The organism is Pseudonocardia hydrocarbonoxydans (assembly GCF_006539565.1).
GTDB lineage: Bacteria > Actinomycetota > Actinomycetes > Mycobacteriales > Pseudonocardiaceae > Pseudonocardia > Pseudonocardia hydrocarbonoxydans.
In genome coordinates, this window is record NZ_BJNG01000005.1 from 186,659 (window position 1) to 212,084 (window position 25,426).

Consider the following 25,426-nt stretch of genomic DNA (forward strand, 5'->3'; position numbering starts at 1 on the left):
GCCGCCTCAGCCGGCGGTGTCGACCAGCTCGGCGAGCGCGCCCCCCAGCGCGTCGGCGAGCACCGCGACGTCGGGCATGGCGTCGCGGTCGGCGGTGAGGCCGTAGTGCATCGCCCCGTCGTAGGAGGTGACGCCGATGGCGACGGCCTGGCCCCCGGCCAGCGGTACCACCGGGAACATGTCGAGCATCCGGGCGCCCAGCGCGTAGAGCGGGCGGGGCGGGCCGGGCACGTTGGTGATCAGGACGTTGTACAGCCGGCTGGAGTACTGGCTGGTCAACCGCGCGGCGAGGCTGTGCACCACCGGCGGTGCGAGGCCGACGAGGCCGATCAGGCGGGCGGCGCCGACGGCCCGGCCGCCGCGCTTGTGCGCCTCCATCGCCCCGCGCACGGCCGAGAGCCGGGCCACCGGGTCCTCCTCGGCCACCGGCAGGTCGACGAAGTACGCGGAGATGCTGTTGCCCGACCCCGCTCCGGACCGCGCCCGCACGCTGACCGGCACCAGCGCGCGCACGGTCGTGTCGTGCGTCAGCGGCTCCCCCCGGCTGATCATCCAGGTGCGCAGCGCCCCCGCCACGACCGCGAGCACCACGTCGTTGACGGTGCCGCCGTGCGCCCTGCGGACGGCCCGGTGGTCGGCGAGCGGGGTGCGCGCGGTGCCGTAGCGGCGCTGCGACCCGGTGACGGCGTTGAGCGGGTGCACCGGGCGGGTGCGGGCGGCGGTGCGCCCGGTGTCCAGTGCGGCCTCGACCGTGCGGCCGACCGCCGTCGCGGCGTGGCGGACGTCGCCGAGGATGCGTCCGGTCACGTCCAGGGCGAGCTGGGGGCGGCGCAGCGTGTCGAGCACCGCCGACGCCGCCAGCTCCAGGCCCCAGGGCTCCCGGTCGGGCCGCCAGTCGTCGTCGGGGGTCTCGCGGGGCTCGGGGCCCAGGTCGAGCAGCACCGACCCGATGTCGACGGTCGCGAGCCCGTCGACCATCGCGTGGTGGGTCTTGGTGACCACCGCGAGCCGGCCGTCGGCCAGGCCCTCGACCAGGTAGATCTCCCACAGCGGGCGCGAGCGGTCGAGCCGGCGCGACAGCAGCCGCCCCACCAGCTCGTGCAGCACCTCCTCGGTCCCCGGCGCGGCCAGCGCCGAGCGCCGCACGTGGTAGGCCAGGTCGAAGTCGGGATCGTCGACCCAGACCGGCAGCCCGAGCCGGCCCGGCACCTCGCGCACCTTCTGCCGGTAGCGCGGTACCAGGCCCAGCCGGTGTCCGATCAGCGCGACGAGGGCGTCGACGTCGAAACCCTCCCGCGGCTCGAACGTCATCACCCCGCCGACGTGCATCGCCGCCGTGTCGTGCTCGGCGAACAGGAACGACGCGTCGATGGGCGACAGACGGTCGGGCATGCCCGGTGTCTACCAGCCCCGCAGCGGGAACCCGGACCGGCCGTCGCCGTGCACCCGCTCGCCGAGCACCTGGTGCAGCTGGATGTTGTCGCGCTCGAACCCGAGCCGGCACGCGGCCATGTAGAGCCGCCACACCTTCGCCTTGCCGACGCCCACCTCGGCGACGGCGTCGTCCCAGTGCGCCTCCAGGTTGTCGCCCCACGCGTGCAGGGTCCGCGCGTAGTGCTCGCGCAGGTTCTCCTCGTGGCGGATCTCGAACCCGGCGTCGTTCATCGTCGCGATCACGTGCCCGACGGTGTGCAGCTCGCCGTCGGGGAAGATGTAGCGGCCGATGAACGGGTCGAGCGTGCGCGGGGGCGTGCGCGACTCGGTGATGCAGTGGTTGAGCAGCCGCCCGCCGGGCCGCAGCCGGGCCTGGAGCGAGGCGAAGTAGCTCGGCAGCTGCGCGCGCCCGATGTGCTCGGTGAGCCCGATCGAGCTGATCGCGTCGAACTCGGTCTCCGGGGCGTCGCGGTAGTCGACGTGGCGCACCTCGGCGAGCCCGTCGAGGCCGCGGCGGGTGATCTCGGCCTGCGCCCACGCCGCCTGGTTGGCCGAGAGCGTCACCCCCAGTGCCCGGACGCCGTGCTCGGCGGCGGCGTGCATGACCATGCCGCCCCAGCCACACCCGACGTCGAGCAGGCGCATCCCCGGGGCCAGCGCCAGCTTGCGCGCCACCAGCTCGTGCTTCTCGGCCTGCGCCTGCTCGAGCGTGGCGGAGTCGGTGGGGTACACCGCGCAGGTGTAGGCCATCGACGGGCCGAGCACCCACTCGTAGAAGGCGTTGGAGACGTCGTAGTGGTGCGAGATCGCCTTGCGGTCGCGCGCCTTCGAGTGCAGCCGGCCCGGCGGGCGGTACTCGAACTCCGGCGGCGGCATCCGGTGCCGCAGCCACACCGGCACCAGCTGGCGCGCCAGCCGCAGCCGCTGCGCCCGCGGGATGTCGTGCAGGATGACGTCGGGCATCGCGGCGAGGACGCCGTACAGGTCGCCCTCCACCTCGATCTCCCCGGTGACGTACCCCCGCGCCAGCCCGAGCGTGCCCGGCGCCGTCACCAGCCGCGCCATCGCCCGCGGCGAGACGATCCGGATGGCCCCCTCGGCGCTGTCCGGACCCGCCTTGCTCCCGTCGTAGCCGATGACGCGCACCGGCGCCTCGGGGCCGAGGACACTCGAGATGATCTCCGCTACCTGCATCATGGCCTCCCCGTGACCTTGCTGTAGAGATCGGGCAGCCTGCCGTCCGGGTCGTAGCGCGCCTTGAGCGCCCGGTAGGCGGGGCCGTTGTAGTGCTCCCAGAACTCGCGCTCGTCGTAGTGCACCGTGGAGTACAGCGACTTGTGCCCGCCCAGCTCGGCGACCAGCCGCTCCACGCGCCGGTTGTGCCCCTCGGGGTCGCCCGGCACCTCGGGCACCGTCGACCAGAACCCCACGTTGACGTAGAGCTCGTGCGGCTCCATCGGGTACAGCGGCCAGGTGCGCTCGCCCCGCAGGGTCAGCGGGCACAGCCAGACCGGCTCGATGCCGACGTCGCGCTGGAAGGCGTCGAGGAACTCCGGCAGGCGTCCCACCGGGATCTCGACGTCCTGGATCACCGGCTCCTCCTGGGGCTGCCGCAGCAGCCGGCGCACCCGGGAGGAGAAGCGGGTGCGGCGGTCGAGCGCGACGATCCGCCGGTAGACGTCGCTGCGCCGGTAACGGCGCGGCCACACGCGGCGCACCAGCGGGTGCTGCGCGCCGAGCGCGGCGGAGCACCAGAACCAGTCGGTGTCCCAGCGCCACAGGTAGTCGTGGATCGTCAGGTGGTCGGTCACCCGCTCCCGCACCGACCGGTAGAACACCTGCTGACCGGTGTAGTCGCTGACGCCGGGGCCGGGGTCGTCGGTGAAGTAGGCCAGCGTCAGGTACTGCTCGTCGCGGGTGAACACGACGCCGTCGACGAAGTCGGCCGGGCCCGCGCACGCCTCCTCGATCGCTTCGACGAGCGTGCCGGTCGGCACCCGCTGGTGCTCCAGCCGCACGTAGGGCGCCACCGGCTGGAGGTCGATCTCCAGCCGCAGGGCGTAGCCGAGGGTGGCGTAGGAGTTGGCGAAGCCGGCGAACAGGTCGGCGTGCTCGCCCTCGGGCCGGACGGTGACCAGCTCCCCGCCCGGCAGCAGCACGTCCATCTCGCGCACCGACTCGTGCGGCAGGCCGTGGCGGAACGACGTCGACTCGATGCCCAGGCCGGTCACGGCCCCGCCCAGGGTGATCGTCCGCAGCTGCGGCACGACCAGCGGCATCAGGCCGTGCGCGAGGGTCACCTCGACGAGGTGCTCGTAGGTGGCCATGCCCTGCACCTGCGCGGTGCGGGCGACGGTGTCGACCTCGATCACCCCGGTGAACGCCGAGGTGTCCAGCCTGCGGTCGTCGGCGCCGCCGGTGCCGAACCGGAACAGGTTCGACGTCCGCTTGCCCAGCCGCACCCGCTCCCCCGGCGGCACCGCCCGGTACTGCCGCACCAGTTCGGCGACGGCGGCGTCGTGCACGGCGCGGGGGACGGTGTGCGGGGAGGTGATCTGCAGCCCGGCGCTCATGTCGGGGGACGCTAGTACTCCGTCGCCGGGCTGCCCAGCCTGTCGGGCAGGGTGGATTCGTCACACATCCCGGCTCAGCGGCGGGCCCGCACCAGGCCGGGCAGCGCCGAGAGCCCGGTCGTCGGGTGGAACGCCTCGGCGGCCGCGGTGAGGGCCCCGTGCTCGGAGCCGGTGAGCACGATGTCGGCCGCCGCCGCGTTGCGCTCCACCTGCGCCACGCTCGACGCCCCCGGGATCGCCACCACGTTCGGGAAGTGCACCAGCCAGGCCAGCGCGATCTGCGCGGGCGTGGCGTCGTGCGCCGACCCGATGTCGCGCAGCAGGTCCAGCAGCGGCGCGGCGGCCGCCATGTTCTCGGGCAGGAACATCGCGTTGGTCGCCCGCACGCCCCCGCTCGGGCGGTGGTCGGCGCCGTAGCGGCCCGAGAGCAGGCCCTGCGCCAGCGGGCTGTAGGCCATCACGACGTGCCCGGTGCGCTGTGCCCACGGCAGCATCTCGGCCATCGGGCCGCGGGAGACCAGGCTGAACTGCACCTGGTTGGACAGGATCCGCTGCCCGCCCCGCGCCCCCTCGGCCCGCTGCCAGCGCTTGAGCGGGTAGTTCGAGACGCCCACCTCGTCGATCACCCCGACGTCGTGCAGCGCCTGCATGCCGCGCATCGTCGTGGCGTCACCGACGACCGGGTTGGGCTGGTGCACCTGGTAGAGGTCGATCGTGCGGACGCCGAGCCGCTGCGCGCTCGCGACGCCGCGCTGCTGCACGATCGCCGCCGTCGGCATGACCGGGAAGACCTTGGTCGCGACGACGACGTCGTCGGTGCCCCCGGAGTCGCGCAGCGCCGCCCCGAGGATGCGCTCGCTGCGCCCGAAGCCGTAGACCTCGGCGGTGTCGAACACCGTGACGCCCAGCTCCCGGGCCCGGGCGACGATCCGCGCGGCCTCCCCGTCGGCGTAGTCGGAGCCGTAGCCCCACTCGCGGGACCCGAACTGCCAGGTCCCCAGGCCGATCACGGAGTAGGGCTTGGCGGTGGCGATGTCGAGACGGCGCATGCCCCCGTTGTACTCCCCCCGCGAGTCGGGACTTTCGTGCGACCGAGATGCGCGCACTCGATCGCACGGATGTCCCGACTCGCGGGTCAGGTGTGGGCGGTGAGGAACTCGTCGACGTGGACCCAGGTGGTGGCGCGGGCGCGGCGGCCGGTCAGCACGCCCAGGTGGCCGCCGGGGGCCGACTCGAACCGGACCTCCGGCGCGCCCGTCAGCAGCTCCGCCACCCGGCGCACCGCGGCCAGCGGGGCGATCACGTCGCCCTCCCCGCCGACGACGAGCACCGGCACGTCGATCTCCTTGAGCGCGATGGTGCGCCCGCCGAGGTCGATGGTGCCGTCGGCGAGGTCGTTGCTGCGCAGCAGCAGGTGGTAGATCTGGCCGAACACCCGGCCGGGGTAGCCGTGCATGTTCGTCATCATGTGGTCGACGGCCTCGATCTGGGCGAGGCAGTCGCGGTCGTCGAGGCGGGAGAGCACCGTCAGCGGCTTGGTGACCAGCTTGTCGACCGCCGTCAGCTGGAACGCCCAGCTCACCAGCGGCGCCGGGAAGCTGCCGATGGCCTGGTAGACCGCGGAGAGCCCGAGCCCGCCGGTGACGGCCGCGAGCGGGCGCAGCGGGGCCACCAGCGGCACCGCGGCGATGTCGACCGGGCTGCCGATCACCGAGAGCGTGTGCACCGGCAGCGTCACGTCGGCGGCCGTGGCGAGCAGGCAGAAGATCCCGCCCAGCGACCACCCCAGCAGGTCGACGCCCTCGGCCCCGGTCTCCGCGCAGGTGTCGCGGACCGCGCGGGGGACCACGTCGTCGACCCAGTGCTCCATGCCCAGTGCGCGGTCGGCGAACCGGATCGGGCCGTAGTCGACGAGGAACACCGTGCGCCCGGTGGCCAGCAGGTGCTGCACCAGCGAGCAGCCGCGGCGCAGGTCGTAGGCGAAGTCGGGGGCACCGAGCGGGGGGACCAGCAGCACCGGCGGGGCGTCGAGCACGCGGACGCCGGCGAGGGGCCGGTAGCGGTACAGCGTGGCGGCCGGGGAGCCGGTGACCGCGTCGCGGGGCATCCGCCGCAGGTCGGCCACGCCGCCCCGCACCGCCTTGTCGACGACGTTGAGCGCGATGGCGGGGATCCGGTCGACCAGGCTCACCCGCCGACCCTATCCCCCGCGCACCCGCGGCCCCTGCGCCCACAACCCGTGCGCGCGCACACGGGTCGCCGTCCACGCCCGCGGGGCCCCGCGAGCGGGAGGTGCGGGACGCGCGCGGGGGCCCGATCGGGCCGCCGTCGGCCCGGGCGAACCGTTCCCGGTTACCGGCGAGTATGTGAGACTGGCGTCCATGCAGCGCGACATCTTCGACTCCGACCACGACGCGTTCCGCGACACCGTCCGGACCTTCCTCGCCAAGGAGGTCCTCCCCCACCACGACGGGTGGGAGGCCGACGGCCACGTCGACCGGGCGGTGTGGAAGGCCGCGGGCGCCGCGGGCCTGCTGGGCACCGACGTGCCCGAGGAGTTCGGCGGCGGCGGCGTCGAGGACTTCCGCTACAACTGCGTCGTCACCGAGGAGATCTCCCGCGCGGGGACCTCGGGCCTGGGGTTCCCGCTGCAGAACGACGTCATCGCGCCCTACCTGCTGCGCCTGGCCACCCCCGAGCAGAAGAAGCGCTGGCTCCCCGGGTTCTGCTCCGGTGAGATCATCACCGCCATCGCGATGACCGAGCCGGGCACCGGCAGCGACCTGCAGGGCATCGCCACGACCGCGAAGAAGCAGGACGACGGCAGCTGGCTGCTCAACGGCGCCAAGACCTTCATCACCAACGGCATCCTGTCCGACCTGGTGATCGTCGTCGCCAAGACCGACCCCGAGGCCGGGGCGCGCGGGTTCAGCCTGCTCGTCGTCGAGCGCGGGCTGGCGGGCTTCGAGCGCGGCCGCAACCTGAACAAGGTCGGCATGAAGGCCCAGGACACCGCCGAGCTGTCGTTCACCGACGTCCGCGTGCCGGCGGAGAACCTGCTCGGCGAGGAGGGGCAGGGGTTCATCTACCTCATGCAGAACCTCGCCCAGGAGCGGCTCTCCATCGCCGTCGGCTCGGTCGCCGGGGCGGCCAGGGCGCTGGAGCTGACGCTGGACTACGTCAAGGAGCGCAAGGCCTTCGGCAAGCCCGTGTCGGCGTTCCAGAACACCCGCTTCGAGCTGGCCGAGATGGACACCGAGGTCACGGTCACCCAGGTGTTCGTCGACCGCTGCATCCGCCAGCACGTCGAGGGCGAGCTGTCGATCTCCGACGCCGCGAAGGCCAAGTGGTGGGCCTCCGACGTCCTCAAGCGCGTGGTCGACCGCTGCGTGCAGCTGCACGGCGGCTACGGCTACATGCTGGAGTACCCGATCGCGAAGGCGTTCGTCGACTCCCGCGTGCAGTCGATCTACGGCGGCACGAACGAGATCATGAAGGAGATCATCGGCCGGTCCCTGATCGGCTAGACCGGCTCAGCGGGCGCCGCAGACCCGCTCGATCTCGGTGACCGCCGCCAGGATCCGCTCCGCGTCGAGCTGCACCGCGTCCCGGGCGGCGTTGCCGTCCGGGCCGAGCAGCGCGCGGCCCTGGGCGTCGAGGTCGTCGATGGCGGCGACCAGCTCGACCTGCGCGGCGCGCAGCTCCGGGTCGGTGACGCCGCCGGTGGTGGCCACCTGGCGCGAGCCCAGCAGCAGCACCGCGACCCCGGCCGGCAGGACCGGCATCCGGGTCATCGCGTCGGCCGCCTGCCGCACGACCGACTCCGAGTCGGTGTAGTCCTGGCAGACGACGTCCTCGGGCGTCGCCGGGGCCGGGGCGGCCGACGGCGCGGGGGCGGCCGACGGGGCCGGTGCGGGCGCGGGCGCGGGCGCACCGCAGCCGGCGAGCACCCCCAGCACGGCGACGGTGGCCAGCAGGGTCGCGGGGCGCCTCATGCCGGCACGCTCGCCCGGATCCGGGCCCGCTCGGCCTCGACGTCGACGGTGGCCGGCGGGAAGCGGGGGTCCAGCTCGGTGAGGGTCTCGGCGAGCAACGACGCGATCGCCCAGTTCCGGTACCACTTGCGGTCGGCGGGTATCACGAACCACGGCGCGGTGTCGGAGTCGGTGGCGGTCAGCGCGTCGGTGTAGGCCTGCTGGTAGGCGGGCCACTTCGCCCGGGAGTCGAGGTCGGCGGTGTTGTACTTCCACACCTTCGCCGGGTCGTCGAGCCGGGCGATCAGGCGCTCGGCCTGCTCGGCGGGCGACAGGTGCAGCATGCACTTGACGATCGTGACGCCCCGGGCCGCGAGCTCGGACTCGAAGGCGACGATCTCGGCGTAGCGGCCGCGCCAGACCTCCTCGGGGACCAGCGCGTCGACCCGGGCGATCAGGACGTCCTCGTAGTGCGACCGGTCGAACACCCCGATCTGCCCCGGTGCAGGCACCTTCGGGTGCACCCGCCACAGGAAGTGGTGGGCCCGCTCCTCCGCGGTGGGCTTCTTGAACGAGGAGATCATGAGCCCCTGCGGGTTGACCAGCCCCGCGACGTGCCGGATCACCCCGCCCTTGCCCGAGGTGTCCATGCCCTGCAGCACGAGCAGCACCGCGCGGGTGCCGCCGCCGACGGCCTCGGCGTAGAGCGCCTCCTGGTGACCGTCGAGCACGTCACCCAGCTCGGACATCCGCTCGGCGGCCTCGGCCTTGTCCTGCGGCCCGATCGGACGGCCCCGCGGGTCGATCGCCGCCAGGTCGAGCTCGGCGGGCACCCGGAACGTGGAACGCGCGCTGCTGCCCATGATCCCCAGCCTAGAGGCAGCCCCCCGCCGCCGTGCCCGGACGGGGCGGGGCCCGCCGCACACACCTCCCGCCGCCCGCAGCCGTGCGACGCCGGGGCCGGTCAGGCGTGCAGGCGGTGGTCGCCCTCGTCCTCCGGTGCGTCCCCGTCCTCCGGTGCGTCCCCGGCCGCCGCCGCCCCGGGGTCCTCCGCCGCCTGCTCCGGGGCGGGGGCGGGGAGGGTGGACAGGTCCAGGTGCAGGGGGAAGGGCTCCTCCAGCACCAGCGTCTCGCCGTCCGCGGCCCGGGCGAACTCGTGGAAGCGCCCGCCGATCAGCATCGTGCCGACGGCGGAGGGTGCGTCGTGGTCGACGAGCAGCGCGTAGGGGATGCGGCTGCCCGCGTAGAGCTGCGGCTTGAACCAGCGGTCGGCCACCCCGTTGCCCGAGCCCACGACGTCGATGACGACGAGCGCGGCCGACCCGTCGCGGACCTCGGGGGCCGGGTCGTCCGCGGTGACGGCGGAGACGATCAGGTCGGGCACCAGGATGCGGCCCGGGCACAGCCGCAGGGCGACGGGGCCGATGACCTCCAGCCCCTCGGGCAGGGCCGCCTGCACCGCGGCCCGGACCACGGCGACGGCCGCGGCGTGCTGCTCGCCGGTGGAGGGCGCGACCAGCAGGCTGCCGTCGACGAGCTCGATCCGCTGCTCGCGCGGCAGGGCGAGGTAGGCCTGCTCGGTCCACGGACCGTCGTGGGCCGGAGGGATGCCGGCCGGTGGATCGACCATGGCTGGGGCTCCCCTCCTCCGTCGTGACGGTCCGGGCTCGTCCCGGCGCGGCGTCATCGTTCCACAGGCGCCCGGACCGCGGGCGGCGCCCGGACGGGGGCGCGACCGGCGGGCCGCGGCGTCAGCCGACCGGTCGGGCGCCGACCGGCACGACCAGCGGGGTCCCGGCCACCGGATCGGGGATCACCCGCGCGTCGAGCCCGAACACCTCGAGCAGCAGCTCCTCGGTGATCACCTCGTGCGGCGGGCCCGCGGCGACGATCCGCCCGTCGCGCATGGCGACCAGGCGGTCGGCGTAGCGGGCGGCCAGGTTGAGGTCGTGCAGCACCATGACGACGGTGCGCCCGGCCTCGGAGTGCAGGCGCCGCACGAGCTCCAGGACGTCGACCTGGTGGGCGAGGTCGAGGAAGGTGGTGGGCTCGTCGAGCAGCAGCAGGTCGGTGCCCTGGGCCAGGGCCATGGAGATCCAGGCCCGCTGGCGCTGCCCACCGGACAGCTCGTCGACCGGGCGCTCGGCGAGGTCGAGGATGCCGGTCCATTCCAGGGCCTGGTGCACGGCGTCCTCGTCGTCGGAGGACCACTGCCGGTACCAGGCCTGGTGCGGGTGCCGGCCGCGGGCGACGAGGTCGGCGACCGTCAACCCCTCGGGTGCGCTCGGGGCCTGCGGCAGCACCCCGAGGATCGTGGCGACCTCGCGGGTGGCCATCCGGTCGATCCGCCTGCCGTCGAGCAGCACCTGCCCCGAGTCCGGCCGCAGCAGCCTGCCCAGCGCGCGCAGCAGCGTCGACTTCCCGCAGCCGTTGGGCCCGATCACCGCCGTGACGGTGCCCGCGACGACGTCGAGGTCCAGCCCGTCGACGACGACGCGGTCGCCGTAGCCGAGCCGGACCTGCTCCGCGCGCAGTCGCACGGCCGCGTCCACGGGCGTCAACACCTCGGTCATGTGCGGGCCTCCCGGCCGTGTCGGGCGAGCAGGTACAGCAGGTAGGGGGCGCCGATGACGGCGGTGACGATGCCGACCGGCAGCGGGGCCGGCAGCGCGGTGCGCGCGACGACGTCGGCGAGCACCGTGAGCGCGGCCCCCACCAGCAGCGACGCCGCGATCGGCGGGCGCGCCGCCCCCACGAGGCGCTGCGCGATCTGCGGGGCGACCAGCGCGACGAACGCGATCGGCCCGGCCGACGCGGTGGCGACCGCGGCCAGCCCGACCGCGACGACGAGCAGCCAGGTGCGGGCCCGGTCGACGCGCATGCCCAGGCCGCGGGCGGTGTCGTCACCGAACTGGAGCGCGCCCAGCGCGTGGGCCAGCACCAGCGCGGCGGGCACCAGCACCACCAGCGCGAGCGCCACCGGGACGACGTGCTCCCAGCCGCGGGCGTTGAGGCTGCCGGTGAGCCAGACGGTGGCGCGCGCGGCCTCGTAGAGCTCCGCGACGACGAGCAGCCACTGCACGACCGCGAGCAGCATCGCGTTGATCCCGATGCCGACGAGCACGAGGCGGAAACCCTGGATGCCCTTGCGCCAGGACAGCCCGTAGATCACCGCGGCGGTGAGCAGGCCGCCGACCAGCGCCGCGATCGGCAGCCCGGCCGAGGACAGCAGGCCGCCGACGGCGCCGAACCCGCCCCCGACCACGATGACGAACACCGCGGTGGCACTGGCGCCCATCGTGATCCCGATGATGTCCGGGCTGGCCAGCGGGTTGCGGGCGACGGCCTGGGTGATCGCCCCCGACACGGCGAGCGCCCCGCCGACCAGCGCGCCGGTGAGCGACTGCGGCAGACGCAGGTCGAGCACGATGAACCGCTGCCCGCGGTCGCCGCCGCCGAGCAGCACGGCCACGACCTCACCGATGCTGATCGGGAAGTCGCCGCGGCCGATGTTGACGACCAGCCCGGCGAACAGCGCGAGCGCCGCCAGTGCCAGCACCAGCACGGTACGGGGGCGCCAGACCACGGAGAACCGGCCGCGGCGCAGGGCCGGGCGGCCCGGGACCCGCGACCCCGCCGGCCCCGCCTTCGTGAGCACCGCCATCAGATGTGCACCATCTTCCGCCGCCGCACGAGGTAGATGAAGAACGGCGCCCCGACGAGCGCGAGCACGATCCCGACCTGCAGCTCGCCCGGTCGCACCAGCACCCGGCCCAGCACGTCGCCGACGAGCAGCAGCACCGCCCCCGACAGCGCCGACGCCGGGAGCAGCCAGCGGTAGTCGGGCCCGGTGAACGTCCGCACGATGTGCGGCACGACCAGCCCCACGAAGGCGATCGGCCCGCACGCCGCGGTGGCCCCGCCCGCGAGCAGCGTGATCGCGACGATCCCGAGGACGCGGGTGCGCCGCACCGAGTGCCCCAGCGACCGCGCGACGTCGTCACCGAGGGACAGGGCGTTGAGCGCCGGGGCCGAGGCCAGGGCGATCAGCGCGCCCGCGACCAGGAACCAGACGACGTTCGTCAGTACCGCGCCGTCGCGCCCGGCCAGCGAGCCGACGGCCCAGAACCGGTAGGCGTCCAGCGTCGCGACGTCGATCAGGACCACCGCGGAGGTGAGCGCCGCGAGCAGGGCGCTGACCGCGGAGCCGGCCAGCGCCAGCGTCACCGGGGTGGCCCCGGCGCGGCCGACCGAACCGAGCACGAACACCGCGACGCTCGCCGCGGCGGCACCGGCGAAGGCGAGCCAGACGTAGCCCAGCGGGTCGGTGACGCCGAAGACGTAGATGCCGACCACCACCAGGAAGGCGGCGCCCGCGTTGACGCCGAGCAGCCCCGGGTCGGCCAGCGGGTTGCGGGTGTGGCCCTGGATCAGCGCCCCGGCCAGCCCCAGAGCGGCACCGGCCACGAGCCCGAGGACCGTGCGCGGGATGCGCAGGGCACCCACCACGATGTGGTCCTCCAGCGCCGGGTCGGGCCGGACGAGCGCGTCCCAGACGACGTCGAGCGGGATCGGCTTCGCGCCGACGGCCACGCTGAGCAGGGCCGCCCCCACCAGCGCGGCGAGCAGCAGCACCAGGCCGGCCAGCCGGCGCGACCGCAGCGAGCGCCGCGGCGCCGGCGGCCGTCCGGTGGCCGTGACGGGCACGGGCATGACCGTGCTCACAGGGACTCCTTCGCTGCCGCGAACGTGTGCTGCGCTCACCATAGGTGAGGCTGGCCTTGTGTCCTACCCCGACGGCCACCGGATCGGGCGGGCCCGGGTCGTCCGATCGGCCCCGGCGTGCTGGGATCCGGTCATGGACCGCATCTGGCCGCCCGGCGACGGGCCGCACGCCGTGCCCGACGACGCGCTCGCCGAGCACTACGCCTACCCCGACGTCGACGCGCCCTACGTCCGCGTCAACTTCGTCTCCAGCCTGGACGGGGCGGTCGCCGTCGAGGGCCTCTCCGGTGGGCTGGGCACCGACGGGGACAAGCGGGTGTTCGGCCTGCTGCGCGAGCTGGCCCAGGTGGTGCTGGTCGGCGCCGGCACCGCGCGGGCGGAGGGCTACCGCGGGGCGCGCCGCCCCGTCCGCGGCACGGCGGTCCCGCCACCGATCGCCGTCGTCACCGGCTCGGCCGATCTCGACCCCGGCAGCGCGCTGTTCACCGACACCGCCGTGCCCCCGATCGTCCTGACCACCGCCGACGCTCCCCGCGCGCGCCGGGACCGGCTCACCGCGGCCGGGGCCGACGTCGCCGTGCTCGACTCGCTCGCCCCCGCGGCACTGCTCGCCGAGCTGGGACGCCGCGGCCTACACCGCGTGCTGTGCGAGGGCGGGCCGTCGCTGCACGGGGCGCTGGTGGAGGCCGACGCCGTCGACGAGCTGTGCCTGACCGTGTCCCCGCTGCTTGCCGCGGGCGACGCCGGGCGGATCGCGACGGGCCGGGCGGGCGCCGCGCCGCGGGCGATGACGCTGGTCGGCGCCCTGCACGAGGACGGCGCGCTGCTCCTGCGCTACCGCCGGACCGGCGACGTAGGACCCCCCGACTAGTCCGATCGGGTGAGTTTGCGGGAGGATGGCCCGGGTACCTGCGTCCTACGTCCGTACGCAACGGACGCGATCGACATCGAGGAGTGCACATGACCACCCCCACCCCCAGCCCCACCACCGGCACCACCCCCGCCCGCCTCGCCGACGACACCACGCAGGGCAAGACCACCATCGCCGCGTCGGTCGTCCAGAAGATCGCCGGCATCGCCGCGCGCGAGATCTCCGGCGTGCACTCGATGGGCGGCGGCGTGTCCCGCGCCTTCGGCGCCCTGCGCGAGCGCATCCCCGGCGGCGGCACCGGCGCGTCGAACATCGCGGGCGTGCAGGTGGAGGTCGGCGAGAAGCAGGCCGCCGTCGACCTCGACCTCGTCGTCGAGTACGGCGCCTCGATCGTCGACCTGGCGCGCGCCGTGCGCCGCAACGTGATCACCGCCGTCGAGCGGATGACCGGCCTCGAGGTCATCGAGGTCAACATCGCCGTCAACGACATCCACCTGCCGTCCGAGGACGACGGGGCGGCCGAGGACGTCGTCGTCGCGCAGCCGTCGCGGGTCGAGTGACGGGGCCCGACGCCATGGCCCGACCCACCGGTGGCCCGGTCGCCGTCGACTCCGACGCGCTCGCCGAGCTCGTCGCCGCCGCGGTGACCGCGCACCCCGCGGTGGCCGGGCTCGACGGCGGGGTCTTCGGCTCGGTCGCGACCTACCTGCCGGGCCGTCGGCTCGTCGGCGTCCGGATCGGGCGCGACGGCGAGCCCGTCGAGCTGGGCGTCGTCCTGCACCTGGACGCCCGCATCCCGGACGTCGTGCGCGCGCTGCGGCGCGAGGTCTCGGCACTGTGCGGAGGCGCCGCCGTGGACATCACGGTCGCCGACCTCGCGATCCCCGCCGCCCTGGTCGGCCCCCCGGCCTCGGCCTGATCGGCCCGGCGAGATGAGCGCGGACGACCCGACCGGACCGATGAGCCCGGAGCAGCGCGCGGCCTACCGCGCGTTCGTCCGCGACCACCATCCCGACCGGGGCGGCGACCCCGAGCTGTTCGTCGCCGGCCTGGCCCGCCTGCGGGCCGGCCGGCCCGCGGTGCCGCCGCCCGACGACCGGCGTTTCGACGCGCCCATCGAGATCGTCACCCCGCTGCCGCTGCCCGTCCGGGCGGTGGTGGCCCTCATCCGCACCGTGCGATGGCACCGCCGGCGTCGCGTCGACTAGACGCCGCCCCACATTCAGGAGAATCCAGATGAACGCCACCCACACCGGCCTGCTGGCCGGCCTCGTCCTCGGCGCCACCGGCGCGATCGGCGGGTTCGGCGCCTTCCTCGTCGCGCTCGTCCTCGGCCTCGTGGGCCTCGTCGTCGGCCGCGTGCTCGACGGCGACCTCGACCTGAACGCGCTGCTGGGCCGGGGTCGGGACCGGTGACCGCGTCGGTGACCGCCTCCGTCGAGGAGCGCGGCCGGCTCGACATCCACCCGACGGTGCTGCGCAAGATCGTGGAGCACGCCGCCGACGGCACCCCGGGCACGCTGCGTCACGAGCGTCGCCTCGCGGGCGTCGGCGTCGGCCAGGCCGGGTCCAGTGCGAAGGTCAGCGACGGACCCGACGGCGCCGTCGACGTCGCCCTGGAGCTCACGTTGCAGTACCCCGCGCCCGTCCGCCGCACCGTCGATGCCGTCCGCGACCGGGTCGGCGAGGAGCTGTCCCGGATCGCGGGGCGGCGCATCCGCAACCTCGCCGTCACCGTGTCCGGGCTGCGCGGGCCCGACACCGGCGCCGCCGGACCCGGCGCCCGAGTCCAGTAGGAGATGACCATGCGCGTCCTGCTCAGGGTCCTCGCCCCGCTGCTCGGCCTCGCGCTGGCCGCCGTCGGCGTCCTGCTCGTCATCGAGGTCGTCGCCGCGTGGGTGCGGACCCCCGCCACCACCGGCCTGCTCGTGCCCTGGCCCGACTGGCGGGCCTCGCTCGAGGCACTGACCTGGGCGAACACTCCGGTGCCCGCCATCGCGATCGGCGTGGCGGTCCTCGGTCTGCTGCTGTTGCTGGTGGGCCTGCTCGCCCGCCGCCACGACATCGCGCTGTCCTCCCCCGCGCCGGAGGTCACCGTGACCACCTCCCCGCGGGTGCTCGCCCGCCTGGTCGGGCGCCGCGTCCGCGCCGCCGACGGGGTGGCCGCCGCGTCGGTCACCGCCACCGGCCGCAAGGTCTCCGTGGGCGCGCAGGCGTGGAACGACGCCGGTCCCGAGCTCCGCGGCAGCGTCACCTCCACCGTCGACGAACTGCTCGACGAGCTGCCGCTGGCCCGCCGCCCGCGCGTCGCCGTCACCGTGCAGGAGAGGAAGGGTCCGCGATGACCGTATCGATGGACAAGTCGGCGTCGCCGGAGCAGCCGGTCGAGCCGCCACCCGCGTCGGGGGCGCTGCGGCGCCGCTCGCGCTCGGCCGTCGCCCGCTCCTCCGGCGGTGACCGGTCGTTGCTGGTGCTGCTCGGCCTGGTCCTGCTCGCCGCCGGGGTGCTGGTGGCCCTGCTCGCCTACGGGGTGTTCGGCACCGCGCGGGCCGGACGCCCGCTGCTCGACCCGGTAGTCGTCGACCTGCTGCGGGCCCAGCCCCTGGTCGCCCGGCTCGTCGCGATCGCGGCCGGTCTGCTGCTGCTCGTGCTCGGGCTGACCCGGGCCGCCCGGTCACTGCGCCCGGAGCGCAAGCCCGACCTGGTGATCGACCGCGGACCGACCACGGCCATCACCGTCAGCTCCTCCGCGGCCGCCGACGCGCTCGCCGCCCAGGCGGCCGAGCTGCCCGGCGTCGGCCGCGCGCGGGCCCGGATGGTCGGCACCGAGGACGCCCCCGCGCTGCGCGTCTGGGTGTGGCTCGCCGACGACGCCGACGTCCGTGACGTGCTGGAGAAGCTGCACGGGCAGGTGCTGACCTCGGCCCGCACCTCGCTCGGTCTGGTCGCCCTCCCGGTGGCCGTCCGCCTGGAGCTGGACCAGTCCACGGCCGGCCCGCGGGTCGCCTGACCTTCACCGCTGCCACACCCGCCCTGCGGCACGCTGCCCCGGTCATGATCGGGAACCCGCGCAGCGTCGTCGCAGGGCTGCTGTGTCTGTGCGCCGTGCTCACCGGCTGCACGGTCGGCCCCTCGCAGCGCCCCCCGGTCGCCGTGCGCGGGCCGGACGTCGCCGCCGCTCCCCCCGCCGCCACCCCGGAGCCCTCCGCCCCCGCGGTGCCGCCCCTGCAGCCGCAGAACACCTCGATCCCGTTCGTCGACTGCACCGCGGGCGCGTTCGCCGCCTACGGCGTCACCGTCCCCGCCGACCGCACGCTGCGCGTCGAGTGCGGAGAGCTGCCCGTCCCCGCCGACCCGGCACGGCCGGAGCAGGGCAGCGTGCTGCTCGGCGTGCTGCGCGTCGGCCCCGCCGGCTCCCCGCTCGACGGGCCCCCGCTGCTCGCACTGGGCGACAGCGCGACGCTGCCCAGCGCCGGCCACGCCCTCGACGTCGCCGCACGCGCCTCCCCCGCCGTGCTCGACACCTTCACCGTCCTCGGACTGGACCGCCGCGGTTCCGGCATCGACCGCATCGACTGCGCCGAACCCGCGGCCCGCGCCGCGCTCGTCGACGCCGACCCGGCCGCCACCGCCGAGACCGACCTGGCCCCGCTGCTCGAACGGGCCCGCTCGGTCGTGCAGGACTGCAACCTGGCCCTGCCCTCCGCGCTGGGCGGGTTCCGCAGCGCCGCCACGGCCGCCGACGTGGAGCAGCTCCGGATCCGGCTCGGGGTCGCGCAGCTCTCCGCCGTCGGCGCGGGTGACGGCGCGGGCGCGCTCGACGTGTGGGCGCGCACCGCTCCCGGCGGCGTCGGCAGGCTGGTGCTCGACGGGCCGCCCGACCCGGCCGTCACCGAGCCCGAGCGCACCCGGGCGCGCGCCGCGACGGCCGAGGCGGCGTTCGACGCGTTCGCCCTGGACTGCACCGGCCGCGGCGCGTGCCCGCTCGGTCCCGACCCGCGCGCGGCCGTCACCGCGCTGGCGGACGCGCTGCGCGAGCGCCCGCTGCTCGCCGCCGACGGCCGCCGGCTCACCGCGGGCGCGGCGCTGCTGACCGTGCTCACGGTGCTGAACCGGCCCGAGGACCGGCCCGCCCTCGCCGCCGGGCTCGCCGCCGCGGCCGCGGGCGACCCCGCGCCCCTGCTCGGCCTGCTCGATCCCGTCGCGGGCCCGGCCGGGGGTTTCGACGCGATGCTCGCGACCGCCTGCAACGACAACCCGGCGCGGCTGTCCCCGCCCGAGGTCAGCACGCTCGCCACGGAGCTGCGGGCCGACCATCCGCTGATCGGCGGCACGCTCGCCCTCGGCCTGCTGGCCTGCGCACCGTGGCCCGCGGGGGGTGCGACGGAGGTGTCGCCGCCCGCCGGCGCGCTGCCGCCGGTCCTCGTCGTCGGCACCGTCGCCGATCCGCGTCACCCCGCCGAGGGAGCCCGCCGGGTCGCCGAGCGGCTCCCGGCCGGCGCGTTCGTCACCTGGCAGGGGGCGGGCACGGGGGCCTATCCCCGCACGCCGTGCGTCCGCTCCGCGGTGGAGGCCCTGCTGGTCGACGGGCTGCTGCCGGCGTCGGGCACGCTCTGCCCCCCGTGAGACCGGTCAGGTCGTGCAGTAGGTCTCCTGCGCGATGTCGACGAGGTCGGCGGCCTCGGCCCGGGTGACCGACGGCAGCGACGCCGGCAGCGCACGGGCGATCCGGGCCTCGTCGACGCCGTCCGCGAGCTCCCCGCACACCAGCTCGGCGGCCTCGGTCTCGGCCGCACCGCCCTGGCTGGTGGGCACCCCGGCCTCGCGCAGCGCCGCCAGGAACTCGGTGCCGCGCTCGGAGAGCGGGTCGCCCTGGCTCAGGGCGGGGGCGTCGGCCCCCGCGTCCGTCGCGGCGGCGGCCGGCAGCTGCGGCACCGCGGGCGCGGCGGCCTCCACCACGGCCGCCGGCTCCATCGTGTCGGCGCCGCTGTTGAGCCACACGACACCGGACAGCGCGAGCGCGCCGACCGCGGCACCCGCGGCCAGCCTCGGGGCGCGGCGGCGGAACAGGCCCCTGCGGGCCCGGCGGGCGGCCCGGCGCCCGCCCGTCGCGGACGCGCCGGTCGTGGGCGCGTCGTCGTCGTTCTCGTACCGGTCGTCGTCGGGGTCGGCCGCGGCCCGGCGACGGCGGCCGGCGGCGACGAGGGGCTGCTCGTCCTCCGCCTGCTCCTCGGCCGGGTCCTGCGCCACCGCGGTGGCGTCGACGAGCTCGGTCACCGGCTCGTCGACGACGAGCGGCTCGGAGAACACCGTCGTCTCGGCGGCCGACCGGCGGCGCTCCGCCCGCCCGCCCGGGGCGACCGGCGCGTCGTCGGGGTGTGCGGCGTCGGGGTACGCGGCGTCGGCCGGCGCGGCGTGACGGGCCGGCTCAGGACGCGGCGCGGGCACGACGTGGTGCAGCACGTCGGTGTCCGGCGCGGGGTCGGCCAACGGCGGCCCGGGGTGGAACGGGTCCTCGGGCGCACCGTGGCGGGGTCCCGCGGCCCACGGCGGCGCGGGGTGGGTCCCGACTCCCACGGCGAGCGGGTCCCCGAGGTCGGGACGCCCGGTGACGCCGAGTTCGGCGTCGGCCTGCACGGCGGCGCGGGCGGCGGCACCGGCCTCCACCGCGGCCCGGGCGGCGGCGTCCGCGGCGGCGGCGGCGCGGGCCGCCAGCTCGATGGCGGCCTTCGCGTCCGCGGCCGCGGACGCGGCCCGGGCCTCGGCGGCACGGGCGTTGGCCTCGGCGGCCTGCCGGCGCACGGCCGGGTCCGGCCGGGCGGGGGACAGGACGTCCTCGCCGGAGAACAGGACGTCGTGGCCGGAGGACAGGACGTCCTGGCCGTAGGACGGGACGTCGTGGCCCGGCGACGTGTGGTGGCCGGGGTCGGCCCCGTACCCGCCGCCGTACCCGCGGCCGCCGCCGATCTCCGTCATCGGAGTACTCGACATCGTGCACCCCCCGTCGGACCCGGGCCCCTGCGGCCCGTCGTCACAGGGTTCAACGACCGTGTGTGGTGGAGGAAGCGCAAATACGTCCATACGAGTGGACGCCGTCCGGCGTGTCGTCACCGGGGACCGTTGCTGCGTCCACCAGAGGGTGATCTGGTGCGCATGTGGGGTGCCCGGGGCACCTCACGTCACCGGGGTGGAGCATCCCCCGACGGCTCCTTGGCCCGACTGGGCTGCACCCGCATCGGCTCGCCCGGCATCTTCGGGTACTCCGGGGGATACGGCAGCTCCCCGCGCGGATCGGCGGCGTACCACTCCAGCGCGGTGCCCAGGTCGCCCACCGCCGCGTCCATCCCCTCGTGCGGGTCGCCCCGCTCGGCCAGCAGTCCCGGCACGGTGCGCACGTCGAAGTCCTCCGGCTCGACGTCGGGCAGCTGCTCCCAGGTCAACGGCATCGACACCGTGGCCCGCGGCCGGCCCCGCACCGACCAGGCCGAGGCGACGGTGCGGTCGCGGGCGGCCTGGTTGAAGTCGAGGAACACCCGCTCGCCGCGCTCCTCCTTCCACCACGCCACGGTCGCCCGGTCCGGCAGCCGGTCCGAGACCCGCCGCGCGATCGCGATGACCGCGTGCCGGACGTCGACGAAGTCCCACTCGGGGCGGATCCGGGCGAAGACGTGGATGCCGCGCCCGCCCGAGGTCTTCGGCCAGCCGACGAGCCCGGCCTCGTCGAGCACCTCGCGCAGCACGGCCGCCACGGCGCGGGCGTCGGCGAAACCGGTGCCGGGCTGGGGGTCGAGGTCGATGCGCAGCTCGTCGGGCCGGTCGGGGTCGGCGCGGCGCACCGGCCAGGGGTGGAAGTCGAAGGTGCCCATGTTGGCCGCCCACAACAGCACCGCGGGCTCGGTGGGGCACAGCGACTCCGCGGTGCGGCCGCTGGGGAAGGTGACGCGGGCGGTCTGCGCGTAGTCCGGCGCGCCCTTGGGCAGGCGCTTGCCGTAGAACGGCTCGCCCTCGACGCCGTCGGGGTAGCGCTTGAGGTTGGTGGGCCGCTCGTACAGGGCGCGCAGCAGCGGGTCCGCGACGGCGAGGTAGTAGTGCACGACCTCCCGCTTGGTGATCCCCGGGCCGGGGAAGTACACCTTGTCCCCGCTGGTCAGGCGCACCTCCCGACCGCCGACGGAGAGCAGCTCGACCGGTGCCTTGGACGCCACGGACCGGCACGCTACTCCGCTACCCTGACCGCGTGCCCGAACTCCAGCCGGATCGCTCCCCCCGGTTCGACGACGAACTGCTCGGGCTCGACCCCGCCGACCCCGAGGCCCAGGCGTTCGCCGCCCACCTCGACCGGATGCAGCGGCAGCGTCCCGCCTACACCGTGGAGGGCTACCTCGACGGCGTGCGCGACTTCGCCGAGTCCGCCAACCGCGCCGAGGGCGGCCGCCGCCTCGGGGCCGTGCTGGTCGCCGGGCTGCTGCTCGCGGTGGCCGCGTTCCTGGTGTGGGAGGCCCTGATGTTCGTGGTGGCGACGTGGCTGTGAGGGACGTCCTCGCCCGCGTGCGCGGCGCGCTGTCGGGGTCCGGACGTAGCCTGGGACGCATGGATCCCGTCACCGAGCCCGAGGCGCAGGTCGTCAAGTCCGACGCGGAGTGGCGCGAGCTGCTCACCCCCGCCGAGTACCAGGTGCTGCGGCAGGCCGGCACCGAGCGACCCTTCGTCGGGGAGTACACGGACACCAAGACCGAGGGCGTCTACGCCTGCCGCGCCTGCGGGGCCGAGCTGTTCCGCAGCGACACCAAGTTCGAGTCGCACTGCGGGTGGCCGTCGTTCTACACGCCGCTGGCGGGCGACGCGGTCATCGAGCGCACCGACGTCTCGATGGGCATGAAGCGCGTCGAGGTCGTCTGCGCGGCCTGCCACAGCCACCTCGGGCACGTGTTCGAGGGCGAGGGTTACGGCACCCCCACCGACCTGCGCTACTGCATCAACTCGATCTCGATGCGGCTGATCGAGAAGGACGGGTAGTCGCCCCCGACACGTCTGGGCACCGAGCTGCGCAGCCAGGGCCCGGGTCAGCAGTCCTCGTCCAGCTTCACCGCGCCGAACTCGATGCCCGACGTCGGGGTGATCTCCTCGCCGGGTGCGACGTTCTGGTCGCAGACCCGCCAGTTGGCGTCGAGGACCTGGTTACGGCCCTGGCCGGTGGCGTCGCGGGACGTGGTGATGGCGATGCCGAAGTCGGTGAGCGCCTGGATGGCGTTCTGGGCGTCCTGGAGGTTCTCGCCGACCAGGTCGGGCATCACCCAGCTGGTCGGTGCGACCGGCTCCGCGGGCAGGGCGGCGGACCCGGGCGTCGGGTCCGGTGCGACGGTCGTCGGCGGGACGGGCGCGGGCGCGGCAGCGGGCGCGGGTGCCTGGCCGCAGCCGGCGACGGTGACGAGCAGGAGGGCGAGCAGGGCGGTGCGCCCGAGTCGGATCATGTCCCGACTTCGCTCTCCGCGTCCGAGGGGTTACACACAGCTCATCGCGCTGCCGGCCCCGGTCTGCTCCACACCGACCGCGCCGGCCCGACGACGGCCGGGACGTGTCACGGCAGCGCGGACACCAGTGCCTGCACCGCCACCCGGGGCCCGGTGAAGAACGGCACCTCCTCGCGCACGTGCCGGCGGGCCTCGGTGGCACGCAGGTCGCGCATCAGGTCGACGATGCGGTCGAGCGCGTCGCACTCGAAGGCCAGGATCCACTCGTAGTCGCCCAGGGCGAACGCGGGCACGGTGTTGGCGCGCACGTCGGCGTACCCGCGGGCGGCCTTGCCGTGGTCGGCGAGCATGGTGCGGCGCTCGTCGTCGGGGAGCAGGTACCAATCCAGCGACCGGACGAAGGGGTACACGCAGACGTAGCGCTTCGGGTCCTCGCCCGCCACGAACGCCGGGACGTGGCTCTTGTTGAACTCCGCGGGCCGGTGCAGCGCCACCTGGCTCCACACCGGCACGCTCGCGCGGCCCAGCGCGGTGTCGCGGCGCAGGTCGGCATAGGCGCCCTGCAGGGCCTCGACGTTGTCGGCGTGCCACCAGACCAGGTAGTCGGCGTCGGCGCGCATGCCCGCGAGGTCGTAGACGCCGCGGACGACGACGCCCTTGGCCGCGAGCCCGTCGAGGTACTCGGCGGCCTCCGCGGCGGGGGTGGACCGGTCGTCACCGAGGCGGCCGGGTTCGGCGCGGAACACCGACCACATCGTGTAGCGGATGGTGCTGTTGAGCTCGGCGTAGTCGAGGCGGGCCATGGTCCCATCGTGCCATCCGCGGCGATCGGCACGCCGACGCGGCCGGTCAGGCCGGGACGAGTCCGGCGGCCACCCGCTCGGCCGCCGCCCGGCCCGTCGCCACGCAGGCCGGCACGCCGACGCCGTGCAGCGCCGCCCCGGCCACGGCGACCCCGGCCGGCAGCCCGCCCTCGATCCCGGCGACGCGGTCGAGGTGCCCGACGCCGTACTGCGGCAGGCCACCGCCCCAGCGCTGGACGTGCACCGCGACCGGCTCCGCGGTGACGCCGGTGAGCGCGGCGAGATCGGCCCGGACGCGGGCGACGAGCGTGGCGTCGTCGACCTGGAGGGTGGCAGCCTCGCCGAACCGGCCCAGCGAGGCCCGCAGCCGGACCAGCCCGTCGCCGCCCAGATGGGACCACTTCGTCGACGAGTGCGTGACCCCCTTGACGTGCAGCGGCTCCCCCGCGGCGACGAGCACCCCCGAGGTGGGCGGCAGCGCGACCGCGGCCGGGTAGGCCAGCGCGACCACCACCGACGACGCCAGCTCGATCTCCCCCGCCGCCCGCCCCGCGGGGCCGCCGAGCAGCTTCGCGAGCACGGGGGCGGGCACCGCGAGCACCACGGCGTCGACGTCGAGCGCCTCCGGCGCCGTGGTCGGCCCCAGCACCAGCCGCCAGCCGCCGGTGCGCCGCTCCAGTGCCCGCACGGTGACGCCGAGCCGCAGCTCCGGGCGTGCGGCGGCGACGAGCGCGTCCAGCAGCACCCGGTAGCCGCCCGGCACGGCCCCGAACACCGGCCCGCCCGTCGCACCCGCGGCCGGACCCGGTCGCCCGGATCCCCCGACTCGCGCGTCGGCCCCCGCGAGTCGGGACTTCTGTGCGACCGAGTCCGGCGCGGAGTGCGCCGTGACGGTGTCGGCCGCGGCGGTGAGGGACGGCGCGCCCACGTCGAGGGCGGCGGCCAGGGCAGGGACCGTGGCGCGCAGGCCGAGCGCGTCGACGCGGCCCGCGTAGACCCCGCCCAGCAGCGGGTCGGCCAGCCGGTCGGCGATCTCGTCGCCGAAGCGGTCGCGCAGCAGGTGTCCCAGTGCCACGTCGGTGCCGGGATCCCAGGCCAGCGGCCGGGCGGGCTCGGCCGCCACCGCGGCGACCCCGGCCGGGGACAGCAGCGCGTCGAGGCGGGCGGCGCTGGTGGGCACCCCCAGCAGCGTGCCGCCGGGCAGCGGGGCGGTGCGCCCGCCCGCGCGAATCGTGGCCGACGCCGCCGTGGGGTGCACCGCCGGGCCCTGGCCCAGCTCGGCCAGCAGTGCCGGCACCTCGGGGCGCCGCGCCAGGAACGCCTCCGCGCCGACGTCGACGGGCATTCCCCCCAGGTCGACGGTGTGCAGCACGCCGCCGACCCGGTCGCGCTGCTCCAGGACCGTGATGGTGACGGCGTCGCCGAGCAGGGTGCGCAGCCGGTGCGCGGCGGCGAGACCGGAGACGCCGGCCCCGACGACTCCTACCCTCACACCGGCTGGTGGTGCACCAGGTCGACCAGGCGCGTCAGGACGTCGGGATCGGTGTCGGGCAGCACGCCGTGGCCGAGGTTGAACACGTGCCCGGGCGTGCGGCGACCCTCCGCCGCGATCCGGGTGACCTCCGCGGAGATCGACTCCCGGTCGGCGAACAGCACCGCCGGGTCCAGGTTGCCCTGCACCGGGTGCGTGCCACCGGCCCGGCGGGCGGCGTCGTCGAGCGGGATGCGCCAGTCGACGCCGACGACGTCGGCCCCGGCCTGCGCCATCGCGCCGAGCAGCTCACCGGTGCCGACCCCGAAGTGGATGCGGGGCACCCCGGCGTCGGCCACCCCGGCGAGCACGCGGGCGGAGTGCGGCAGGACGTACTCGCGGTAGTCGCGCTCGGACAGGGCGCCGGCCCAGGAGTCGAACAGCTGCACGGCGTCGACCCCCGCGGCGATCTGCGCCCGCAGGAACGTCGAGGTCAGGTCGGCGAGGCGGCCGAGCAGCGCGTGCCAGACGTCGGGCGCGCTGCGCATCATGGCCTTGGTGCGCTCGTGGTTGCGGCTGGGCCCGCCCTCGATGAGGTAGGAGGCCAGCGTGAACGGCGCCCCGGCGAAGCCGATCAGCGGCGTGTCGCCCAGCTCGCCGAGCAGCAGGCCGATGGCCTCGGTCACCGGCGTGACCTGCTCGGGGTGCAGCACCGGCAGGGCCTCGACGTCGGCCGCGGTCCGCACCGGGTGCCCGACCACCGGGCCGGTGCCGGCCACGATGTCGACGTCGACGCCCGCCACGTGCAGCGGCACCACGATGTCGCTGAACAGGATCGCGGCGTCGACGCCGTGCCTGCGCACGGGCTGGAGCGTGATCTCGCAGGTGAGCTCCGGCGTCAGGCAGGCCTGGAGCATCCCGCTGTCGCGGCGCAGCGCCCGGTACTCCGGCAGCGAGCGGCCCGCCTGGCGCATGAACCACACGGGCAGGTGCGCGGGGCGCCCGCCGCGGGCGGCGACGAGGAACGGGGCCGACGCGAGGTCGCGGCGGGCTGCGGCGGGGACGGGGGCGGGAGCTGTGTGCACGACCATGGCCCGACCATCT

At 75.6% G+C, this 25,426-nt stretch carries 29 protein-coding genes; 12 read left to right on the forward strand and 17 right to left on the reverse strand.

Annotated elements, in window-relative coordinates:
• Positions 1-6: 6 nt before the first annotated feature.
• The 5 genes from PHY01_RS03700 to PHY01_RS03720 all read right to left on the reverse strand — a co-directional run bounded on the left by PHY01_RS03700 (position 7) and on the right by PHY01_RS03720 (position 6,198).
• The gene (locus PHY01_RS03700; protein WP_141277031.1) at positions 7-1,392 is read right to left on the reverse strand and encodes a WS/DGAT/MGAT family O-acyltransferase; all 1,386 of its coding nucleotides are present in this window, start codon (positions 1,390-1,392) and stop codon (positions 7-9) included.
• A 9-nt stretch (positions 1,393-1,401) separates the two neighbouring features.
• Complete coding sequence (locus PHY01_RS03705; protein ID WP_141277116.1) at positions 1,402-2,628, reverse strand: SAM-dependent methyltransferase; 1,227 nt, start codon at positions 2,626-2,628, stop codon at positions 1,402-1,404.
• Positions 2,628-4,007, reverse strand: coding sequence for an FAD-binding oxidoreductase (locus tag PHY01_RS03710; RefSeq protein ID WP_141277032.1), 1,380 nt, complete (start codon positions 4,005-4,007; stop codon positions 2,628-2,630). Before PHY01_RS03710 ends, PHY01_RS03705 begins: the two co-directional genes overlap by 1 nt.
• A gap of 74 nt (positions 4,008-4,081) precedes the next feature.
• On the reverse strand, positions 4,082-5,056 hold the full coding sequence (locus PHY01_RS03715; protein WP_141277034.1) for an aldo/keto reductase: 975 nt from the start codon (positions 5,054-5,056) through the stop codon (positions 4,082-4,084).
• 86 nt (positions 5,057-5,142) lie between these two features.
• A complete protein-coding gene (locus PHY01_RS03720; RefSeq protein ID WP_246085675.1) occupies positions 5,143-6,198 on the reverse strand; it encodes a polyhydroxyalkanoate synthase family protein in 1,056 nt (351 codons plus the stop codon).
• A 190-nt stretch (positions 6,199-6,388) separates the two neighbouring features.
• Between PHY01_RS03720 and PHY01_RS03725 the strand changes: the two genes are divergently transcribed.
• Complete coding sequence (locus PHY01_RS03725; protein WP_141277036.1) at positions 6,389-7,534, forward strand: acyl-CoA dehydrogenase family protein; 1,146 nt, start codon at positions 6,389-6,391, stop codon at positions 7,532-7,534.
• A 6-nt stretch (positions 7,535-7,540) separates the two neighbouring features.
• Here the strand turns inward: PHY01_RS03725 and PHY01_RS26170 are convergent, their stop codons facing one another.
• From PHY01_RS26170 to PHY01_RS03760, 6 genes are all read right to left on the reverse strand, one after another.
• Positions 7,541-8,002: a hypothetical protein gene (locus PHY01_RS26170; protein WP_170183618.1), complete on the reverse strand. Its 462-nt coding sequence runs from the start codon at positions 8,000-8,002 to the stop codon at positions 7,541-7,543.
• Complete coding sequence (locus tag PHY01_RS03740; RefSeq protein WP_141277040.1) at positions 7,999-8,844, reverse strand: PPK2 family polyphosphate kinase; 846 nt, start codon at positions 8,842-8,844, stop codon at positions 7,999-8,001. Before PHY01_RS03740 ends, PHY01_RS26170 begins: the two co-directional genes overlap by 4 nt.
• 101 nt (positions 8,845-8,945) lie before the next feature.
• Entirely contained in the window at positions 8,946-9,611 is a 666-nt protein-coding gene (locus PHY01_RS03745; protein WP_170183619.1) for a Uma2 family endonuclease, read from the reverse strand.
• 121 nt (positions 9,612-9,732) lie between these two features.
• Positions 9,733-10,554, reverse strand: coding sequence for an ABC transporter ATP-binding protein (locus PHY01_RS03750; RefSeq protein WP_141277044.1), 822 nt, complete (start codon positions 10,552-10,554; stop codon positions 9,733-9,735).
• The gene (locus PHY01_RS03755; protein ID WP_141277046.1) at positions 10,551-11,645 is read right to left on the reverse strand and encodes a FecCD family ABC transporter permease; all 1,095 of its coding nucleotides are present in this window, start codon (positions 11,643-11,645) and stop codon (positions 10,551-10,553) included. Before PHY01_RS03755 ends, PHY01_RS03750 begins: the two co-directional genes overlap by 4 nt.
• The gene (locus PHY01_RS03760) at positions 11,645-12,694 is read right to left on the reverse strand and encodes a FecCD family ABC transporter permease (RefSeq protein WP_141277118.1); all 1,050 of its coding nucleotides are present in this window, start codon (positions 12,692-12,694) and stop codon (positions 11,645-11,647) included. Before PHY01_RS03760 ends, PHY01_RS03755 begins: the two co-directional genes overlap by 1 nt.
• A gap of 145 nt (positions 12,695-12,839) precedes the next feature.
• Between PHY01_RS03760 and PHY01_RS03765 the strand changes: the two genes are divergently transcribed.
• The 9 genes from PHY01_RS03765 to PHY01_RS03805 all read left to right on the forward strand — a co-directional run bounded on the left by PHY01_RS03765 (position 12,840) and on the right by PHY01_RS03805 (position 18,203).
• Complete coding sequence (locus PHY01_RS03765; protein ID WP_141277048.1) at positions 12,840-13,577, forward strand: pyrimidine reductase family protein; 738 nt, start codon at positions 12,840-12,842, stop codon at positions 13,575-13,577.
• 89 nt (positions 13,578-13,666) lie between these two features.
• Entirely contained in the window at positions 13,667-14,137 is a 471-nt protein-coding gene (locus tag PHY01_RS03770; RefSeq protein WP_141277050.1) for an Asp23/Gls24 family envelope stress response protein, read from the forward strand.
• A 14-nt stretch (positions 14,138-14,151) separates the two neighbouring features.
• Entirely contained in the window at positions 14,152-14,496 is a 345-nt protein-coding gene (locus tag PHY01_RS03775; protein WP_141277051.1) for a hypothetical protein, read from the forward strand.
• Positions 14,497-14,509: 13 nt separating this feature from the next.
• The gene (locus PHY01_RS03780) at positions 14,510-14,785 is read left to right on the forward strand and encodes a hypothetical protein (protein WP_246085676.1); all 276 of its coding nucleotides are present in this window, start codon (positions 14,510-14,512) and stop codon (positions 14,783-14,785) included.
• A gap of 28 nt (positions 14,786-14,813) precedes the next feature.
• Complete coding sequence (locus PHY01_RS03785; protein ID WP_141277053.1) at positions 14,814-14,993, forward strand: hypothetical protein; 180 nt, start codon at positions 14,814-14,816, stop codon at positions 14,991-14,993.
• Entirely contained in the window at positions 14,990-15,373 is a 384-nt protein-coding gene (locus PHY01_RS03790) for an Asp23/Gls24 family envelope stress response protein (RefSeq protein ID WP_141277055.1), read from the forward strand. The genes PHY01_RS03785 and PHY01_RS03790 overlap by 4 nt, the downstream gene beginning before the upstream one ends.
• A gap of 9 nt (positions 15,374-15,382) precedes the next feature.
• Complete coding sequence (locus tag PHY01_RS03795; protein ID WP_141277057.1) at positions 15,383-15,922, forward strand: DUF6286 domain-containing protein; 540 nt, start codon at positions 15,383-15,385, stop codon at positions 15,920-15,922.
• Positions 15,919-16,587, forward strand: a complete 669-nt coding sequence (locus tag PHY01_RS03800; RefSeq protein ID WP_246085677.1) for an alkaline shock response membrane anchor protein AmaP — start codon at positions 15,919-15,921, stop codon at positions 16,585-16,587. Before PHY01_RS03795 ends, PHY01_RS03800 begins: the two co-directional genes overlap by 4 nt.
• A 44-nt stretch (positions 16,588-16,631) precedes the next feature.
• Entirely contained in the window at positions 16,632-18,203 is a 1,572-nt protein-coding gene (locus tag PHY01_RS03805; protein WP_141277059.1) for an alpha/beta hydrolase, read from the forward strand.
• Positions 18,204-18,209: 6 nt separating this feature from the next.
• On the opposite strand, the gene PHY01_RS03810 is transcribed toward PHY01_RS03805, so the two are convergent.
• Both PHY01_RS03810 and ligD read right to left on the reverse strand, forming a co-directional pair.
• Positions 18,210-19,553: a DUF732 domain-containing protein gene (locus PHY01_RS03810; protein ID WP_141277061.1), complete on the reverse strand. Its 1,344-nt coding sequence runs from the start codon at positions 19,551-19,553 to the stop codon at positions 18,210-18,212.
• Positions 19,554-19,756: 203 nt separating this feature from the next.
• On the reverse strand, positions 19,757-20,782 hold the full coding sequence (gene ligD, locus PHY01_RS03815; RefSeq protein WP_141277063.1) for a non-homologous end-joining DNA ligase: 1,026 nt from the start codon (positions 20,780-20,782) through the stop codon (positions 19,757-19,759).
• A 32-nt stretch (positions 20,783-20,814) separates the two neighbouring features.
• On the opposite strand from ligD, the gene PHY01_RS03820 reads away from it, so the two are divergent.
• Positions 20,815-21,108: a hypothetical protein gene (locus PHY01_RS03820; protein ID WP_141277065.1), complete on the forward strand. Its 294-nt coding sequence runs from the start codon at positions 20,815-20,817 to the stop codon at positions 21,106-21,108.
• Between the two features lie 59 nt (positions 21,109-21,167).
• Positions 21,168-21,593 carry a peptide-methionine (R)-S-oxide reductase MsrB gene (gene msrB / locus PHY01_RS03825; protein WP_141277067.1) on the forward strand — a complete coding sequence of 142 codons (426 nt, stop codon included), beginning with the start codon at positions 21,168-21,170 and terminating at the stop codon, positions 21,591-21,593.
• A 47-nt stretch (positions 21,594-21,640) separates the two neighbouring features.
• Here the strand turns inward: msrB and PHY01_RS26955 are convergent, their stop codons facing one another.
• From PHY01_RS26955 to hemE, 4 genes are all read right to left on the reverse strand, one after another.
• Positions 21,641-22,048, reverse strand: coding sequence for a PASTA domain-containing protein (locus tag PHY01_RS26955; RefSeq protein ID WP_218029987.1), 408 nt, complete (start codon positions 22,046-22,048; stop codon positions 21,641-21,643).
• A gap of 107 nt (positions 22,049-22,155) precedes the next feature.
• Positions 22,156-22,851 carry a hydrogen peroxide-dependent heme synthase gene (gene hemQ, locus PHY01_RS03835; protein WP_141277069.1) on the reverse strand — a complete coding sequence of 232 codons (696 nt, stop codon included), beginning with the start codon at positions 22,849-22,851 and terminating at the stop codon, positions 22,156-22,158.
• A gap of 46 nt (positions 22,852-22,897) precedes the next feature.
• Positions 22,898-24,343: a protoporphyrinogen oxidase gene (gene hemG, locus PHY01_RS03840; protein ID WP_141277071.1), complete on the reverse strand. Its 1,446-nt coding sequence runs from the start codon at positions 24,341-24,343 to the stop codon at positions 22,898-22,900.
• The gene (gene hemE, locus PHY01_RS03845) at positions 24,340-25,413 is read right to left on the reverse strand and encodes a uroporphyrinogen decarboxylase (protein WP_141277073.1); all 1,074 of its coding nucleotides are present in this window, start codon (positions 25,411-25,413) and stop codon (positions 24,340-24,342) included. The genes hemG and hemE overlap by 4 nt, the downstream gene beginning before the upstream one ends.
• Positions 25,414-25,426: the final 13 nt, after the last annotated feature.